The organism is Roseomonas sp. HF4 (genome assembly GCF_005222755.1).
Lineage (GTDB): Bacteria > Pseudomonadota > Alphaproteobacteria > Acetobacterales > Acetobacteraceae > Neoroseomonas.
The window spans coordinates 134973-151144 of record NZ_STGD01000007.1 but is presented as its reverse complement, the minus strand read 5'-3'; the positions used below and the strand labels follow the sequence as shown (position 1 = coordinate 151144).

The following is a 16172-nucleotide window of genomic DNA, read 5'->3' as shown; positions in this document are numbered from 1 at the left end:
CGTCAGATCTTCACGACATAGCGCCGGTTGATCTGTCCCTGCTCGATGAAGAAGACGCCGAAGTCGGGCGTCACGTCGCCATGCTGGTCGAAGTCGAGCACGGAGGACGCACCCTCGAAGTTGATCTTGCGGCCCGCGGCGATCGCCGCCTTGCCCGCGGCGAAGGTCGCGACCGCCTCGCCCGGCGGGTTCGCCACCTGGCGGATCGCGGCGTTGATCGCGGCGGTCTCGAAGGACTTCGCCTGCTCGATCGCGAGCGCCAGGGTATGCGCCATGTCCCAGGTCATGGCGGCGTAGGCGTTGGCGGTGCCGGGCTGGTTGCCCATGGCGCGGCGATGCGCGGCGTCGAATTCGGCGAAGGCGGGCGCGCCCTCGTTCGAGACGGATTCGACCGCGATGATCCCCTGCGTCACCGCCGGCCCCAGCGCCTGCACGAGCTGCGGGTTGGCGGCCCAGCCGGGGATGATCCACTTCATCGGCGTGCCAGTCTGGAACCATTCGCGCAGGATGATCGTGGTGTCGGGCAGGAAGGATCCCATGACGATCACGTCCGGCCGCGTCGCCAGCACGCGCAGCAGCTCGGCGCGATAGGACGGCTGGTTCGGCTCGTAGACGACATGCTCGCCGTTCTGGTTGCCCTTGGCTGCCCAGGCGCGGCGGAAGCCTTCCGTGTTGCCGAGGCCCGACGCGTTGTTGAAGGCCATGGTGGCCGGGCGGCGGAAGCCCTCGCGCACCGCGATCTCGGCGAAGGCGCGGCCGAAGCGGTCGTTGGTCGCCTGGAAGCGGTAGGACAGCCCCTTCGCGTTCGCCGGCGGCACGGACAGCGCCGGCGCGCCGGAGGTGTTCATCAGGATGATCTCGGCCTCGTTCACCAGCGGGATCACCGCCAGCGAGACGCCGGAGGACCAGGTGCCGAGAATGGCGCGCACCCGGTTCACCTCGATCAGCTTCTTCGCCGCCAGCACGGCCGCCTGCGGGTTGGTCTGCGTATCCTCGGAAAACACCTCGATGCGCCTGCCGTTCACGCCGCCGGCCGCATTGATGGCCTCGACCGCCGCACCGATCATGCGCTGCATGCCGGACCCATAGGGCGAGCCGGCGCCGGTGACGGGGTTGAGCGCGCCGATGCGGAAGGTCTCCCCCTGCGCGCGCACGACGTTCGGCATGGCGAGCAGCCCGGACGTGGCGGCGAGGACGGTGCGGCGGGTGGTGGTCATCCTGGTGGTCTCCCTGTTGGGCGGCTCACGCCGCCAGCTGGTCCTTGACGAAGCGGCCGCCGAGCATGATGGCGGAGAGATGCCGGCCCTGGCCGGTCAGCAGGGCGAGGTCGCGCAGCGGGTCGCCCTCGACCACGATGAGGTCGGCCAGCGCGCCTGGCGCGACGCAGCCGATGCGGCCCTCGGACATCAGCAGCTTCGCGGCGTTGAGGGTTGCGCTGCGGATCACCTCGATGGCCGGCAGCACGCGGCCGCGGATGACGAATTCCTCCGACTGGTGGCGGTGCAGCTCGCCCAGCAGGTCGGTGCCGAAGGCCATCATCAGCCCCGCCTCGCGCATGATCTCGAGCGAGCGCAGGCCGGCGGTCCGCACGTCGTCGATCTTGGCGACGGATTCGGCCGGGAAGCCCATCGCGGCGCCCTCGTCCTTCAGCGCCTGGTAGGTCACCAGCGTCGGGCAGGCGATGGCGCCCGACTTCGCCGCGAAGCGGGCGGTCTCGGCCTCGATCAGGTTGCAGTGCTCGAGGCTGCGGACGCCGCATTCCACCGCGCGGCGGATCGCGCTGTCGGTATAGAGGTGCGCGGCGACATAGGTCTCGGCGTTCTCCGCTTCCTCGACCGCGGCCAGCACCTCCTCGCGCGAGAAGCCGACGAAGGCGATGGGGTCGGTCGGCGAGGCGACGCCGCCATTGGCCATGATCTTGATGTAGTCGGCGCCGGCCTTGATCTCCTCCCGGCAGGCGCGGCGCACATCGGCCACGCCGTCCACCAGGCGGCCGAGGCTGCCGAGCCGCGCGGCGAAGAAGGCGGTGTCGCGCGTGTCGTGCCGGCCGCGGAAGTCGCAATGCCCGCCGGTCTGCGACAGCGCCTTGCCGGCGATGTTGAGGCGCGGGCCCTCGAACAGCCCTTCGTCGCGCGCCATCCGCAGTCCGTGCGTGCAGCCGCCGAGGTCACGCACGGTGGTGAAGCCGCGCATCAGCATGCCCTGCATGATCCGCGCGGCGCGGAAGGCCACGAGCGCGTCGGGCAGCATGGCGTTCTGCCCGAGGTTCACGACGCCCGCGACGACGTGGACATGCGCGTCGATGAGCCCGGGCATGAGCGTGCGGCCGCGCAGGTCCACCCGGCGCGCGGCGGCGGTCGCGATGGGCCGGTCGGCCACCTCCCGGATCGTGCCGTCCTCGACCAGCACATGGCCGGGCACCGCGCCCTCGGCCGAACCGTCAAGGATCGCGGCGTTCTCGAACAGGATGGCGTCGGTCATGCGAAGGGTCCCGGGACGTGGCGACGGCGTCGATCCGCCCGGATGGCGACAGCCGGGCGCGCCGCCGGAGCATGCCGGTCAGGTCGCGGCCTGTGAAGGCCCGCGGATCGTCGCGGCCTTCAGCCCGCGCAGGATTCCCATGCGCCATCGCGCGCCGAGGAGCGAAGCACGGCCTCGACGAAGCGCATGCCCTGGAGGCCCGCTGTCGCGTCCGGCAGGTCACGCGACAGCGGATCCGGCGGGATGCCGAGCCGCCGCGCCGCCGCGTGTTCCGCCAGGTCGAGGTAGAGGGTGGCGAAGGCCTCGTGCAGCCCCTCGGGATGGCCCGTGCGGCGGAAGCGCGTGGCGCGCGTCGCGGCCGGCGAGAGCCCCGGATGCCCGCGCGAGAGGATCATCGGGAAGCCCTCCAGCGGCGCCAGGCGCAACTCGTTGTGCGCGGCGTGCCGCCATTCGAGGTGGCCCTCGGCGCCGAAGGCGCGCAGCAGGATGTGGTTCTCGGCCCCCGCGGCGCCCTGGCACAACACCATGGAGCCGCGCGCGCCGCCGGCCAGGCGGAAGCGCGCCTGCGCGTAGTCCTGCACCTGGCGGCCCGGCATCAGCGTGCCGACCTCGGCGCCGATCGCGGCGAAGGGCTCGCCGGCGACGAAGCAGGCGAGGTGGTGCGCATGGGTGCCGATGTCGCCGAGCACGAGGGAGGGACCGCTGCGCGCGGGATCGAGCCGCCAGCGCCGGGAGGCATCCGGCGCATCCTCCACGCGCGCGGCGAGACCGGAGCCGAAATACTCGACCTGCATCATGCGGAGCGCGCCGATCCGGCCGGCGGCGACCAGCGCGCGCGCCTCCCGCAGCATGGGATAGCCGGAATAGGCATGCGCGATCCCGAGCGCGACGCCCCGCGCGGCCGCAGCGCGGGCGATGTCCTCGGCCTCCGCCACGCTGTTCGCCATCGGCTTGTCCAGCATGACGTCGAGCCCGGCGGCGATGGCGGCCAGCGCCTGGGCGTGGTGCAGGTCGTTCGGCGTGACGATGGCGACGGCCTCGATGCCGTCGGGGCGCGCGGCCTCGCGCGCGATCATTTCCTCCGGCGTCGCATAGGCGCGGTCGGGCGCGATGCCGTACTCGGCCGCCGCCGCGCGGCCGCGCGCAGCATCGCGGGACAGCGCACCGGCCACGACCGCGAAGGCGTTGTCCAGCGTCGCGCCGCGGCGGTGCACCTGGCCGATCATGGAGGGGGCCGCGCCGCCCACGAATCCGAGCCGGAGTGGCCGGCCAAGCGCCGCGAGCGCGCTCACGCCCCGAGGCCGAGGATCCGCCGCGCCGTCGCCGTGTCCACCGGCCGGCGCAGCGCGGCGTCGAAGGGCGCGCCGGTCACGCGGATCATGTGGCGCGCGATGAAGGGCGCGCCCTCGGCGGCGCCGTCCTCCTTGCGCTTGTAGCAGCACTCCCATTCCAGGGTCGCCCAGCCCTCGTAGCCGATATGCGCCATGCGCGAGAACACGCCGGCGAAGTCCACCTGCCCGTCGCCAAGCGAGCGGAAGCGCGCCGGGCGGTCGCGCCAGTCCTGGAAGCCGCCATAGACGCCGCTACGATCGGACTTCACGAATTCCGCGTCCTTGACGTGGAAGGCCCCGATGCGGTCGGCGTAGCGGGTGATGAAGCCGAGATAGTCCATGTGCTGCAGCAGCATGTGGCTCGGGTCGTACAGGATCCGCGCGCGCCGGTGCCCGTCCACCAGCGCGAGGAAACGCTCGAAGGTGGCGCCGTCGTGCAGGTCCTCGCCGGGGTGGAGTTCGTAGCAGAGGTCGATGCCGGCGCTCTCCGCGTGGTCGAGGATGGGCCGCCAGCGGCGCGCGAGCTCGATGAAGGCGGCGTCGATGAGGCCGGGCGGCGCCGGGGGCCAGGGATAGATGTAGGGCCAGGCGAAGGCGCCCGAGAAGGTGCAGAGCCGCCGCACGCCGAGCCGCGCGGCGGCCTCGATCGCGAGATGCAGTTGCGCTTCCGCCCAGGCGCTGCGCGCGGCCGGATTGCCGCGCGCCTCGGGGGCGGCGAAGACGTCGTTGATCTCGGCGAAGGCCGGGTTCACCGCCATGAGCTGCCCGGCGCGATGCGCCGCGAGTTCGCTGATCTCGACGCCGAGGCCCGCGAGCCGCGCGCGGTAGTCGCGGCAATAGGCATCGTCCTCCGCCGCGCGCGCCAGGTCGATCAGGCGCGGGTCGTGCACTGGGACCTGCACGCCCTTGTAGCCGTGGCCGGCGAGCCAGCCGACCACGCCGTCCAGGCTGTCGAAGGGTGCGGCATCGCCCATGAACTGGCTCAGCATGACGCCGGGGCCGCGGATATCGCCCATGTCCCGTACTCCCTAGCCTAGCGCCACGCCCTCGATGGTGATGCGGTGCATGAGGCGCCGCTGGCCGTGGTAGTCGTTGACGGCGAAATGCCAGGTCGATCGATTGTCCCAGAGCGCGATCGACCCGTTCTCCCAGCGGAAGCGGCAGGTGAATTCGGGGCGCTCGCCGTGGCGGTAGAGGAAGTCGAGCAGCGGCGCGCTCTCCTCCTGCGTCCAGCCCTCGATATGCGTGGTGAAGCTGCGGTTCACGTAGAGGCAGCGCTGCCCCGTCTCCGGGTGCCGGATCACGACGGGATGCACCGCATCCTGCGTCGCGAGTTCGGGGTTGTGCAGGCGGGTGCTGAGCTCGGCGCCGCGGGATTCGGCTTTCGCGCCGAAGACGTGGCGGCTGGAATGCACGGCGCGCAGGCCATCCAGCGTGCGCTTCAGGCCGTCCGACAGCGCCGCGTAGGCCGCGGCCATGCTGGCGAACATGGTGTCCCCGCCGTACTCGGGCACCTCGCGCGCCAGCAGCATGGAACCCAGTGCGGGGACCTGGTCGTAGGAATGGTCGGCGTGCCAGACCTCTCCGATGTTCTTCTTCTGGTCGGGCTCCTTGCGCACCTCGGCGATCCGGGGATGCCCCGGCACCGGCGTGAAGAAGCGGTTCACGTTGATCGGGCCGAAGCGCTCGGCGAAGGCGACGTGCTGCTCGGGCGTGATGTGCTGGTCGCGGAAGAAGACCACGCCGTGATCGTGGAAGGCCTGGCGGATCTCGCCGAAGGTGGCGTCGTCGAGCGGGTCGCGCAGGTCGACGCCGCGGATCTCGGCGCCGACGGCGCCGGCGCTCCGGCGGATGTCGAGCGTGCTGTTGCGCATGGTCGCCTCCTTCAGCCCGGCACGGGGGCGGCGGGGTCGAGCAGTCCCTCGGCCACAAGGTCCCGCCACAGTGCCGCCGGGAGCGCGCGGCGCAGATGGGCGAGGTTCTGCTCGACCTCGGACCGGGACAGCGCGCCGGGGATGACGGAACACACCACGGGATGCGCCAGCACGAATTGCAGCGCGGCGGCGGGCAGCGGCACCGCATGGCGGCGGCAGGTGGCCTCGATGCGCCGCGCCTTCGCGACGATCTCCGGCGGCGCCGCGGCGTAGTCGTAGGGCGCGCCCTCCTTCACCTCGCCGGCCAGGATGCCGGAGTTGAAGGGGCCGCCCAGGATCACGCTCATGCCGCGCGTCGCGCAATAGGGCAGGAATTCCGCGAGCGCGCCCTGCTCGAGCAGGGTGTAGCGCCCAGCCAGCAGCATGCAGTCGAAATCGCCCGCCTTCGCGAAGCGCAGGCACATGTCCGCTTCGTTCAGTCCGCAGCCGATGGCGCCGATCACGCCGGCGGCGCGCAGTTCGTGCAGCGCGCGGTAGCCGCCCTCCATCACCGTCCGGAAGCGGTCCTCGAGCACCGCGTGGTTGCGGATCGTCCAGAAGTCGATGTCGTGGATCAGCAGGATGTCGATGCGCGAGAGGCCCATGCGCAGGCAGGACTGCTCGAGCGAGCGCATCACGCCGTCATAGGAATAGTCGAATTCCGGCACGAAGCCGGGCAAGCCGCCCTGGCGCAGCCCGGCCGGCGGCGTCTCGCCGGGGCGCAGCGGGTGCATGAGGCGGCCGATCTTGGTCGAGACGACGAAGTCCTGGCGCGGGCGCTGGCGCAGCGCATGGCCGACGCGAAGTTCGCTGCGCCCGTAGCCGTAGAAGGGCGAGGTGTCGAAGTAGCGCACGCCCCCGTCCCAGGCGGCCTCGAGGAGCGACTGCGCCTCCGCCTCCGGGATGGTGGCGCGGAAGCCGCCGATCGGCGCGGCGCCGAAGCCGAGCGCGGTAACCTCGATGCCCGTGCGCCCGAGGCGGCGCCTCTCAGTCGGGTCCATGCTCATCCCTTCACCGCGCCGCCGGTCAGGCCGTGCACCAGGTATCTCCGCACCAGCAGCGAGAAGACCAGCACGGGCAGCATGACCATGGTGCCGCCGGCGGCGATGCGGCCCCATTCCCAGCCCTCGTAGTTCATGAAATTCACGACCGCGACGGGGGCGGTCATCGCCTCGGTCCGCGTCAGGATCAACGCGAAGAAGAAGTCGTTCCAGGCGAACAGGAAACAGAGGATGGCGGTCGCCGCGAGGCCGGGCGCCGCCAGCGGCAGCACGATGCGGAAGAAGCCCTGGGCGGTCGTGGCGCCGTCGATCCAGGCCGCTTCCTCGAGCGCCTGCGGCAGCTGGTCGAAGAAGGGCCGCATCATCCAGATGACCAGTGAGAGATTGAAGGTCAGGTAGATCAGCACCAGCCCCGCCCAGGTGTCGATCAGCCCGAGATGCCGGTAGGCGAGGAAGTAGGGGATGGTGAAGGCGATCGGCGGCGCCATGCGCGACGCCAGGATCCAGAGGCTGATGCTGCCCGCCGCCCGCGCCTGCCAGCGCGACAGCGCATAGGCTGCCGGCACGCCGAGCAGCATGGGCAGCACCGTCGCCGCCGTGCTGACCACCAGGCTGTTGACGAAGGACCGGCGGAAGTCGGTCTCCCATAGCGCGGCATAGTTCTCGAGCGTCGGCGCGAAGAACAGCTCCGGCGGGAAGGTGAAGATCTGCGCGTTCGTCTTAAACGACATCTGCAGCAGCCACAGGAAGGGCGCCATCGCCATCGCCGCCAGCACGAGCGCCGCGATGTTGAGGATGCGCCGTTCGCGCGCGAGCCCCCTATTCACGGTGCCCCCAGCCGATGCTGCGGATGATGGCCCAGCTGATCAGCACGCTGGCCGCCAGCAGCACCGTGGTGATGGCGCTGGAATAGCCGAGCAGCGAGAAGTTGAAGGCCTGCTGGAAGGAATAGTAGTTCGTCACCTCCGTCACGCTGCCGGGACCGCCATCGGTCAGGATGAAGATCAGCGGGAAGGCCTTGATGCTGTCGATCAGGCGGAACAGGCCGGCGACCAGCAGCACGCCCTTGAGGAAAGGCAGCGTCACGTGCCAGGTCATCTGCCAGGCCGTCGCGCCGTCAACCTTGGCCGCGTCGATCAGTTCCTGCGGCATCATCTGCAGCGCGGCCAGCGTCATCAGCATGGTGAAGGGAAACCACTGCCAGGTGTCGGCGATGATGATGGCTGTCAACGCCCAGCCGGGATCCGTGATGAGCGACGGGACCTCGAAGCCGAGCGACGCCAGCGCCCAGTGCATCGGGCTGATGTCCGGCGTGTAGATCACCTTCCAGATGATGGCGACGACGATCGGCGGCAGCACCATCGGGATGAGGAAGACGGTGCGCAACGCCTCAAGGAAGCGGGTGCGGCTGTTGAGCAGCAGCGCCAGGCCGAAGCCGATCAGCAGCTGCAGCAGTACGGTCCAGAAGGACAGCTTCGCCTGCACCCATACGGAATTCGCGAGCCGCCCGTCGGCCATCATGAGCCGGTAGTTCTCGAGGGGGCGGGAGAAGTCCCCCACCGTGTCCGGGCGCGTGAGGTCGAGCGGCGTCAGGCTGCTGACGACGAGGAACAGTGCCGGCGCCAGCGTGACGAGCGCCAGCACCGCCAGCGACGGCGCGAGGCACAGCATGAAGAAGCGTGCCTTGGCGCGCTCGAAGCCGGCCTGCGGACGATGCGCGGTCACGCGCCTAGTCGGCGTCCACCTGCACGCCGGCGCGGCCCAGCACCTGGACGGCGTCCTGCTGCGCCTGGCGCATCGCCGCGTCGGCCGGCTGCTGGCGGGTCGCGATCCGCTCGATGCCGCGATTGATGGTGTCGCCGACCTGCGGGAAGACGGGAACGGTACGGTACTTCATGTAGCCGCTGCGCCCGCCGAGTTCGAGCACCTGGAGGTAGAGCGAGGCGACGTCCTGCCCGTTCAGCGTGAGCGCGGACCGGAAGGCATCGCCGGTGATGACACTGCGGCGGCAGACGCTCGGGTAGCCGCGCGTCTCGACGATGCGGTTGAGCATCTGCTTGGACAGCGCCCACTTGATGAATTCCCAGGCGAGCTCCTTGCGGCGCGATCCGACCGGGATGCCGAGGCCATGGCTGTTCGAGCCAGGGAAGTTCCCCGCCGGCCCCGCCGGCATCAGCGCGTAGCGCACGGTGGACTTCACCGTGCTTTCCTCGTGCTTGGCGAGCGGCACGAGCCAGGTGATGGCCTGGGTGCGGATGTTCGAGCGGCCCGACATCTGCGCCCGCATCGCCTGGTCGTCCGAGAAGGACAACCCGCCCGGCGGCGCGAATTTCTGCAGCAGGTCGCCGTACCACTGCGCGGCGCGGATCGCCTCGGGCGTGGCCAGGCGCGGCGTCAGGTTGCCCGGCGGATCCTTGAAGACCTGGCCGCCGAGGCCCATCAGGTACGGGATCCAGTTCCAGTGGTGCAGCCGGTCGGCGACGAAGGCGGTGACGTTCTCCTTGCCGTGGATCGCGTCGCAGGTCGCCAGCAACTCGTCGAAGGTGGTCGGCATGGACCGGCCGTTCTTCTCGAGCAGGTCGTAGCGGCTCGCCGCCATCAGCATCGCACCCGCTTCCCAGGCGAAGCCGAAGACGTTGCCCCGCGCGTCGCTCATCGCCGACTGCGCGCCGGAGACGAAATCCGCCGCGTCCCAGGCGGGATCCGTCTTGTTCCTGTCGTTGACGAACTCGCTGAGGTTCGTGAGCCACCCCGCGCCGATCCAGCGGCCCGAGTAGATGAAGGTCACGTTCACGACGTCGAGCGCGCTGCCCCGCGTGGACAATTCGAGGTCCGTGCGCTGGTTGTAGACAGGGAAGGCCTGGGTGTTGAAGTTCACCCGCGCGCCCGTCGCCTCCTCGAATTCGGGGAAGAAGGCCTTCAGGTATTCGAAGAAGGTGCTCTGGAAGGCCGCGCCGTTCAGCGTCTGCCCGGCGAAGGGCTTCGCCTGCCCGAGTGCGGGGGTCGCGGCGAGGGCGCCGGCGGCGCCCAGCAGGGTCCGGCGATCGAAGCGCGCATGCGTCATGGCGTCCTCCCATGGCGGCCGCCTCGATGGGCGCCGCCCCGATGTCGCGGCAACGCTAGGCGCCACCGTTTCGATGCGTCAAGGAGATGCGCGGCCGCCATCAGAAGGTCCGCCGCATCAGGCTGAAGCTCTGGCCGGTCGGGCCCGGCGGCGCATGGGCCGCGAGGAACATCGCGAGCGGCACGACATCCTCCGGCGACTTCAGCCACTCGACCGGGTTGCGCACGACCGAGCCGTCGCGCTGCGGCACCTGCGTCATCGAGGTGTCCACCGGCCCCGGCACCAGTTCGTTCACCGCGATGCCGTCGGCGCGCAACTCGTCGGCCAGGATGCGCACCAGCATCCAGAGCCCGGCCTTCGAGCAGGAATAGGCGGCATGCCCGTGCAGGCTGCTGTGCCCCATCCCCGAGCCCAGCATGATCATCCGCCCGCCGCCGCGCGCGCGCATGTGAGGAATGGCGAGCCGCGCGCAATGGTAGGCGCCGGTGAGGTTCACCGCGATGGTCCGCGCGAAGGCCGCGGGGTCGCTCTCGGCCACCGGCTTCTGGTCGAGGCTGACGCCCGCATTGACGACGAGCAGGTCGAGGCCGCCGGCCTCCGCGACGACGGATGCATAGAGGCGCGCGATGTCGTCGGCCTCCGCCACGTCGGCCGTCGCGGCGAAGGCCGCGCCGCCCGCGGCGCGGATGACGGCTGCCGTCGCCTCCACCTCGGCGGCGCTGCGGGCGCTGCAGCAGACGGTGGCGCCCGCCGCCCCGAAGGCGCGCGCGATGGCCGCGCCGATTCCCCGCCCGGCCCCCGTGACGACGGCGACGCGCCCCTTCAGCGGCTGCCGTTCCATCAGTACAGCGCCGCGCGCGGCGGGCCGGCGCTGACGGTCGCCGCCAGCGCGTCGAGATGCACCTTCAGGCGGTCCGCCCGCAGCGCGACGTCGTCCCAGAGGTTGTCGAACTCGCCCGGGTCGGTCGCGTGGTCGAAGATCTCGCCCTTCGGATGGTCGTGGTAGACGACCGACTTCCAGCGGCCGTCGAAGACCATCGAGCCATGCGTGGAATCGTCGTGGCCGCCCACGGAATCCTTGTATTCCGTCACCACCACGTCCTTGTGCCGGTGCGGATCCGCCCGCCCTTCCAGGATCGGCAGCAGGGACCGGCCCTGCATCGAGTCCGGCACCTCGAGGCCCGCCGCGTCGAGCAGCGTCGGCGCCACGTCGACCAGCTCGACGAGCGCCTCGCTGACCTGCCCGGCCGTGAACCGCCCCGGCCAGGACAGCACCAGCGGCACGCGCACCAGCCCGTCGAAGAAGCGGCATCCCTTCAGCACCAGGCCATGGTCGCCAAGCTGCTCGCCATGGTCGCTCATGTAGACGACGATGGTGTCCTCCGCCTGGCCGCTTGCGCGCAGCGCCTCCATGATGCGCGCGAACTGCGCGTCCAGGTGCTGGATCATGGCGTAATAGTTCGCCTTGACCAGCAGCGCGTCGTAGTCGCCCGGCACGTGGGAGGCGACCTTGTCGTGGTCGCGCACCGTGGGCGCCGGGGTCGGCGGGCGGCGGATGGTGGGATCCAGCGCCGCGACCTGCTGCTGGTCGACGCGCGCGAAGTCGCGCCACCGCTCCGCGTCCGAGGGTCGCCAGAGCGGGAGCGGCAGGCTGTCCGGGTCGACCTGCGCCAGCGCCTCGGGCGGCGCGTCGAAGGGCGCGTGCGGGTCGAAGGGATTGACGCTCAGCAGCCATGGCCCGTCGCGGCGGTCGGTGATGAAGCGGACCGCCATCTCGGCGCACCAGGTGCTCTGGTGGAACTCCGCCGGCACGCCCGGCCCGCAGAAGGCACCGAGGCCGCGAAACAGTGCCTGCGGGTCCACCTTCTTCTCGTGGCGCAGCCAGTGCTCGTAGGCGTCGGCGTGGCGCGCGTCGGGCGTCGGGTGATGGTTGTACTGGAAGTATCGGTAGCCGTCGTCGGCGCGCTTCTCGTGATGCTTGGCGGCCGACAGGTGCAGCTTGCCGATCAGCCCGCAATCGTAGCCGGCATCGGCGAAGATCCGCGTCACCAGCTTCTCATGCGCGGGAAAGACGGCGTTGCCGTTCCGATAGACCTGGTGCGTGGCGGGATAGCGCCCCGTGAGGAAGGATGCGCGCGACGGCGTGCAGATCGGGGACTGCGTGTAGGCGCGGCGGAAGGCGGTGCCCTGACCCGCCAGGACGTCCATCGCCGGCGTCCGGATATGCGGATTGCCCAGCGCGCCGACCGTGTCCCAGCGCTGCTGGTCGGAACAGAACCAGAGGATGTTGGGGCGGCGCGGCGCCATCCTCACTGCACCCGGATACCGGCGGCCGCGACGGCCTCGCGGAACTGCACGCGCTCGGCCGCCAGCATCCGCGCGAAATCCTCGACACTGCCCGGCGCCGGCGCGCTGCCGAGGGCCGCGAGGCGCTCGCCCACCTCCGGCATGGCCAGCACGGCCTGGGTCTCGCGGTTGACGCGCGCGACGATGGCGTCCGGCGTCGCGGCCGGCGCCATGAGCCCCGACCAGTATTCGACATGCAGGCCGGGCACCGTGCTCGCGATGGTCGGCAGGCCGGGCGCGAGCGGGCTCGGCTGCGGCGTCGCGACCGCCAGCACCCGGACGCGGCCGGACTGCACATGCGGCGCGGTCTCCGGCGGCGTCGAGAAATAGAGGTCGAGCCGCCCGCCCGCGAGGTCGAGCAACGCCGGCCCGCCGCCGCGATAGGGCACGTGCAGGATGTCGATGCCGGTGCGCAGCCTGAACAACTCGGTTGCGACATGCGGCAGCGACCCGGGGCCGGGCGAGCCGTAGGTCAGGGCGCCGGGCCGCGACTTCGCCAGTGCGACGAGTTCGGCTACGGACCTCACGGGCAGGTCCGCCCGCACCGCCAGGATGAACGGGGAGCGGAGCACCATCGCGACCGGGCGGAAGTCCTTCTCCGGGTCGTAGGGAAGGTTCGGGAAGGCGAACTGCACGATCACGAAGGGCGGCGGCGCCATCAGGAAGGTGTGGCCGTCCGGTGCGGCGCGCGCAACCTCGGCCGCGCCGATCGTCGTCGTTGCGCCGGCCTTGTTCTCGACGACCACCGTGCCGCCGAGGCGCGCCCCGAGATGCGCGGCGAGCAGCCTCGCGCTGATGTCCGTGGTGCCGCCCGGGGCGAAGGGCACGACGATGCGGATGGGCTTGCTCGGCCAGTCTCCCTGCGCCGACGCGATGCCGGGCGCGGCAAGGGCGACGGCGCCGCCCAGGATCGCGCGGCGCGACAGAGGACGCGCCAGACCCGTTCCGGGTTCCTGCGACATCGCCTTCCTCCCATGCCTGGTCCTGGAATTGGCCTGACCAGTTGACCAACGCTAGCGACGACCGTTATGGCGAGTCAACGACCGCCATGCCCTTCGAGCCCATTCCGCCCCGCCGCCTGTTCCGCCGCATCGCCGAACAGATCGCCGCCATGATCGCAGCCGGCGAACTGCCGCCCGGAAGCCGCCTGCCGGCCGAGCGCGACCTCGCCCACCGCCTGCAGGTCAGCCGTCCTTCCCTGCGCGAGGCGCTGATCGCGCTCGAGATCGAGGGCCTGGTCGAGGTGCGCGGCGGATCCGGCATCTATGTCCGCGGGCGCCGCGCGCGCACCGCGCCCGCGCCGCAGGACGCGCCCGGCCCCTTCGACATCCTTGCCGCGCGGCTGGCGGTCGAGCCCGAATGCGCGGCCCTCGCCGCGCGCCATGCCGGCCCCGCGGGGCGGGCGGCCGTGTCCGGCGCACTGGCCCGGCTGCGCGCCGACCGCGCCGCCCGCCGCGCCGACCACGAGGCCGACCGCGCCTTCCACGTCGCGATCGCGGAAGCCTCGGGAAATGCCGTGCTGGCGCGCATCGTCGCCGGGCTGTGGCAGGACCAGGCGAGCCCGGTGTCCGACCGGCTCGAGGACCTGGCCGTCACCCCCGCGCGGCGGCGCGAGAACCTCGGCGAGCATCGCGCCATTGCCGAGGCGATCGTCGCCGCCGATGCCGCCGCCGCGCGCGCGGCGATGCGCCGGCACCTGCTGGCGGTCCGGCGGGCGCGGCTTGCCGTGCTGCGCGGGCGCTGAACGCGCGCCGCGGTCAGCCACGCGCCGCGCGCAGCTCCGCGATGGCGATGCCGGCTTCCCCCTGCACGGCGTAGAGCAAGTAGAGCCTGCCGCCCTCCTCGAACACCGCCGGATCGCGGAGCTGGTTCACCGGCAGGTTCACCGCGCCGCGGACGGACGGTGCCAGCGGCAGGCCGGCGCCCTCCCAGGCTTCCTCGGGGCGGAGCACCTCGTTCGGCTCGCCCTCGACGCGCCAGGCGCGCCAATCGCCGAGGAGCGGGATGCGCGAATGCAGGATGCGCTCCGGCACGTCGCCGACCTGCGTCCAGAACACGTGCAGCACGTTGTCGCGCACCAGCACCGCGGTGTGGCGCTGCATCGGGTTGAACAGGTCGGGGCCGCGCTCGAAACCCGAAAGCCCGTCGGCCGAGCGGAACAGGATGCCCGGCATCGCCAGCGCGTAGTGCGCGCCGCCGTGGCGGAAGACGCGAAAGTAGGACGGCCCGAACAGCTCGGGCCGCGCCGCGAAGGCGATGCCGTCCACCGAGATCGCCGCCCGCGTGCGCTGCGTTTTCCAGGCCACGAGGCCGTGCACGTACATCACGATGCGCCGGTTGGCGTGGTCGACGTGAACGTCAGGCGATGCGATGTGCGGATGGGAGGCTTCCGCCTCGGCGGAGAGCAGCCCGGGGGCCGCTTCCATCGCCCCGCCGGGCAGCCGGTCGAAGGCTTCGCCGCCCCGCTCCGTCGCGGGACGCCGCGCGGGCGTGGTCGGGAACAGGCTGTCGCGCAGGTCGAGGCTGCCTGCCTCATGCATGCGCCACGGCCCTTCCGGCGCATCCGCGTAGGCGAGGCGGATGTAGGACCCCTTGTGGTCGGCGAAATAGAGGTAGTAGCGCCCGAGCGCGCCCTCGACCCAGTCCGGCACGCGGATCATGGAGGGGCCCTGCACGTTGGCCCCCATCCGCGCGTCCATGCCGGGCCGGATGATCAGGCCGATGCGCCGCGCGGTCCATTCGCCCATGAAGCGTCCCCTTCGGCGCGCGTCAGCCGGCCGCCCGCCTGAGCGTGATGGCGTAGCGGAAGCCGGGTTCGGGGTGAAGCGTGCTGGTGAGTTCCACGAGCCGGCCGTCGGTCGTCAGGTAGTTGCGCGTGATCCTGAGCGCCGGCGCGCCGCGCCGCATGCCGAGTACGGCCGCATCCGCCGCGCCGAGCACGGTCGCCTCGATCTCCTGCCGCACGGTGCCGATGGTCAGGCCATGCGCCGCCTCGATGGCAGCGAAGATCGCTTCCCGCCGGGCCGGGGCGGCTTCGGCGGCCGCGGCATAGGCGCCGTCCACCCAGACCTCGGTCAGGCCGAGCACGCGCGCGCCGTCGGCCGTCTCCCTGAGTCCGCGCAGGTGCAGCCACGCATCGCCCGCGCGCGTGCCGAGGCGCTGCGCCATCCGCCCGCGCGGCACCCGGCGTTCTGTGGAGAGCACGCGGAACACGGATCGCGCGGCAAACTGGAACACGTCGGCGAGGTCGTTCAGCGTATGCGTGAAGCCGGCCTCGGCGCTCGTCGCCTCGACGCGCGTGCCGACGCCCTTGCGCGCCGAGACCAGCCCTTCCCGGCGCAGCGCGCCGATCGCCTGGCGCACCGTCTGGCGGCTGACACCGAAGGCAGCGGCCAGAGCCATTTCGGTCGGCAGCAGCGCGCCGACGTCGTATTCGCCGCGCTGGATCGCGCCACGCAGCGCGGCCGCGAGGGCCGCCCAGCGCGGCAGGCCGGGGGTCAGGGCGTTCACCCGCGCATCACGCCGGCCGGCGCGGCACCAGGCTGTGCCGCACGAAAGTGAGGAAGACGGTGCCGTCGGCCTTGAAGCCCTCGGTGCGCGTCGTGACGATGCCCTGGCCGGGGCGGGACCGGCTCTCGCGCACCGCCAGCACCTCGGATCGCGCATAGACGGTGTCGCCCGGGAAGACCGGCGCGGTCAGCTTGATCTCCTCCCACCCCAGGTTCGCGATGGCGTTGGCCGAGACGTCGTCCACCGTCATGCCCACCACGATCGCGAGGGTGAGCGCGCTGTTGACCAGCGGCTTGCCGAACTCGGTGCCGGCCGCGTAGTGCGCGTCGCAATGCGCCGGGTGGCGGTTCATGGTCAGCAGCGAGAACTGGATGTTGTCGGCGTCGGTGATGGTGCGCCCGGGCCAGTGCTCGTAGCGGTCGCCGACCTCGAAGTCGTCGAGGTAGCGCGAGAGGTCCCGCGCGCGGATGATGCGGCCCGCCGCCGCGCCCGATGCCGTGTCCGTCACCATGTCCTCCCGGGGCAT

General features: G+C 71.5%; 16 protein-coding genes. 1 reads left to right on the top strand and 15 read right to left on the bottom strand.

Going from position 1 to position 16172, the window contains the following annotated elements; genetic code table 11:
- Positions 1-2: 2 nt before the first annotated feature.
- The 12 genes from E8M80_RS12830 to E8M80_RS12775 form a co-directional block, all read right to left on the bottom strand.
- Complete coding sequence (locus E8M80_RS12830) at positions 3-1217, bottom strand: ABC transporter substrate-binding protein (protein ID WP_137126092.1); 1215 nt, start codon at positions 1215-1217, stop codon at positions 3-5.
- Between the two features lie 25 nt (positions 1218-1242).
- Positions 1243-2481: an amidohydrolase family protein gene (locus E8M80_RS12825; RefSeq protein WP_137126091.1), complete on the bottom strand. Its 1239-nt coding sequence runs from the start codon at positions 2479-2481 to the stop codon at positions 1243-1245.
- 119 nt (positions 2482-2600) lie between these two features.
- Positions 2601-3773, bottom strand: coding sequence for a Gfo/Idh/MocA family protein (locus E8M80_RS12820; RefSeq protein WP_170979361.1), 1173 nt, complete (start codon positions 3771-3773; stop codon positions 2601-2603).
- Positions 3770-4828 (bottom strand): sugar phosphate isomerase/epimerase, encoded by a 1059-nt coding sequence (locus E8M80_RS12815; RefSeq protein WP_137126089.1) that lies wholly within the window; start codon positions 4826-4828, stop codon positions 3770-3772. Before E8M80_RS12815 ends, E8M80_RS12820 begins: the two co-directional genes overlap by 4 nt.
- A 12-nt stretch (positions 4829-4840) precedes the next feature.
- Positions 4841-5686, bottom strand: a complete 846-nt coding sequence (locus E8M80_RS12810; RefSeq protein WP_137126088.1) for a TauD/TfdA family dioxygenase — start codon at positions 5684-5686, stop codon at positions 4841-4843.
- 11 nt (positions 5687-5697) lie between these two features.
- On the bottom strand, positions 5698-6726 hold the full coding sequence (locus E8M80_RS12805; protein ID WP_137126087.1) for an aldo/keto reductase: 1029 nt from the start codon (positions 6724-6726) through the stop codon (positions 5698-5700).
- Between the two features lie 2 nt (positions 6727-6728).
- On the bottom strand, positions 6729-7553 hold the full coding sequence (locus tag E8M80_RS12800; protein ID WP_240790015.1) for a carbohydrate ABC transporter permease: 825 nt from the start codon (positions 7551-7553) through the stop codon (positions 6729-6731).
- On the bottom strand, positions 7546-8451 hold the full coding sequence (locus E8M80_RS12795; protein ID WP_240790014.1) for a carbohydrate ABC transporter permease: 906 nt from the start codon (positions 8449-8451) through the stop codon (positions 7546-7548). The genes E8M80_RS12800 and E8M80_RS12795 overlap by 8 nt, the downstream gene beginning before the upstream one ends.
- Positions 8452-8455: 4 nt before the next feature.
- Entirely contained in the window at positions 8456-9790 is a 1335-nt protein-coding gene (locus tag E8M80_RS12790) for an ABC transporter substrate-binding protein (protein WP_137126086.1), read from the bottom strand.
- A gap of 100 nt (positions 9791-9890) precedes the next feature.
- Positions 9891-10631: an SDR family NAD(P)-dependent oxidoreductase gene (locus E8M80_RS12785; protein ID WP_137126085.1), complete on the bottom strand. Its 741-nt coding sequence runs from the start codon at positions 10629-10631 to the stop codon at positions 9891-9893.
- Positions 10631-12097 (bottom strand): sulfatase, encoded by a 1467-nt coding sequence (locus E8M80_RS12780; protein WP_137126084.1) that lies wholly within the window; start codon positions 12095-12097, stop codon positions 10631-10633. The genes E8M80_RS12785 and E8M80_RS12780 overlap by 1 nt, the downstream gene beginning before the upstream one ends.
- Positions 12098-12099: 2 nt before the next feature.
- Complete coding sequence (locus E8M80_RS12775; RefSeq protein ID WP_137126083.1) at positions 12100-13098, bottom strand: tripartite tricarboxylate transporter substrate binding protein; 999 nt, start codon at positions 13096-13098, stop codon at positions 12100-12102.
- Positions 13099-13184: 86 nt separating this feature from the next.
- Between E8M80_RS12775 and E8M80_RS12770 the strand changes: the two genes are divergently transcribed.
- Positions 13185-13880: a FadR/GntR family transcriptional regulator gene (locus E8M80_RS12770; protein WP_137126082.1), complete on the top strand. Its 696-nt coding sequence runs from the start codon at positions 13185-13187 to the stop codon at positions 13878-13880.
- Between the two features lie 13 nt (positions 13881-13893).
- Here E8M80_RS12770 and E8M80_RS12765 read toward each other — a convergent pair whose 3' ends face one another.
- From E8M80_RS12765 to E8M80_RS12755, 3 genes are read right to left on the bottom strand one after another with little or no spacing between them, the layout of a single operon-like run.
- Complete coding sequence (locus tag E8M80_RS12765; RefSeq protein ID WP_137126081.1) at positions 13894-14883, bottom strand: hypothetical protein; 990 nt, start codon at positions 14881-14883, stop codon at positions 13894-13896.
- 22 nt (positions 14884-14905) lie between these two features.
- Positions 14906-15646 carry a GntR family transcriptional regulator gene (locus tag E8M80_RS12760; RefSeq protein ID WP_137126080.1) on the bottom strand — a complete coding sequence of 247 codons (741 nt, stop codon included), beginning with the start codon at positions 15644-15646 and terminating at the stop codon, positions 14906-14908.
- Positions 15647-15653: 7 nt separating this feature from the next.
- Positions 15654-16172: a MaoC family dehydratase gene (locus tag E8M80_RS12755; protein WP_240790013.1), complete on the bottom strand. Its 519-nt coding sequence runs from the start codon at positions 16170-16172 to the stop codon at positions 15654-15656.

Excerpts from the sequence above, each read along its gene's own strand:
- E8M80_RS12775 (WP_137126083.1), bottom strand. The coding sequence starts at position 13,098 with ATGTCGCAGGAACCCGGAACGGGTCTGGCGCGTCCTCTGTCGCGCCGC.
- E8M80_RS12825 (WP_137126091.1), bottom strand. The coding sequence starts at position 2,481 with ATGACCGACGCCATCCTGTTCGAGAACGCCGCGATCCTTGACGGTTCG.
- E8M80_RS12780 (WP_137126084.1), bottom strand. The coding sequence starts at position 12,097 with ATGGCGCCGCGCCGCCCCAACATCCTCTGGTTCTGTTCCGACCAGCAG.
- E8M80_RS12765 (WP_137126081.1), bottom strand. The coding sequence starts at position 14,883 with ATGGGCGAATGGACCGCGCGGCGCATCGGCCTGATCATCCGGCCCGGC.
- E8M80_RS12830 (WP_137126092.1), bottom strand. The coding sequence starts at position 1,217 with ATGACCACCACCCGCCGCACCGTCCTCGCCGCCACGTCCGGGCTGCTC.
- E8M80_RS12810 (WP_137126088.1), bottom strand. The coding sequence starts at position 5,686 with ATGCGCAACAGCACGCTCGACATCCGCCGGAGCGCCGGCGCCGTCGGC.
- E8M80_RS12805 (WP_137126087.1), bottom strand. The coding sequence starts at position 6,726 with ATGGACCCGACTGAGAGGCGCCGCCTCGGGCGCACGGGCATCGAGGTT.
- E8M80_RS12770 (WP_137126082.1), top strand. The coding sequence starts at position 13,185 with ATGCCCTTCGAGCCCATTCCGCCCCGCCGCCTGTTCCGCCGCATCGCC.
- E8M80_RS12815 (WP_137126089.1), bottom strand. The coding sequence starts at position 4,828 with ATGGGCGATATCCGCGGCCCCGGCGTCATGCTGAGCCAGTTCATGGGC.
- E8M80_RS12755 (WP_240790013.1), bottom strand. The coding sequence starts at position 16,172 with ATGCCCCGGGAGGACATGGTGACGGACACGGCATCGGGCGCGGCGGCG.
- E8M80_RS12785 (WP_137126085.1), bottom strand. The coding sequence starts at position 10,631 with ATGGAACGGCAGCCGCTGAAGGGGCGCGTCGCCGTCGTCACGGGGGCC.
- E8M80_RS12790 (WP_137126086.1), bottom strand. The coding sequence starts at position 9,790 with ATGACGCATGCGCGCTTCGATCGCCGGACCCTGCTGGGCGCCGCCGGC.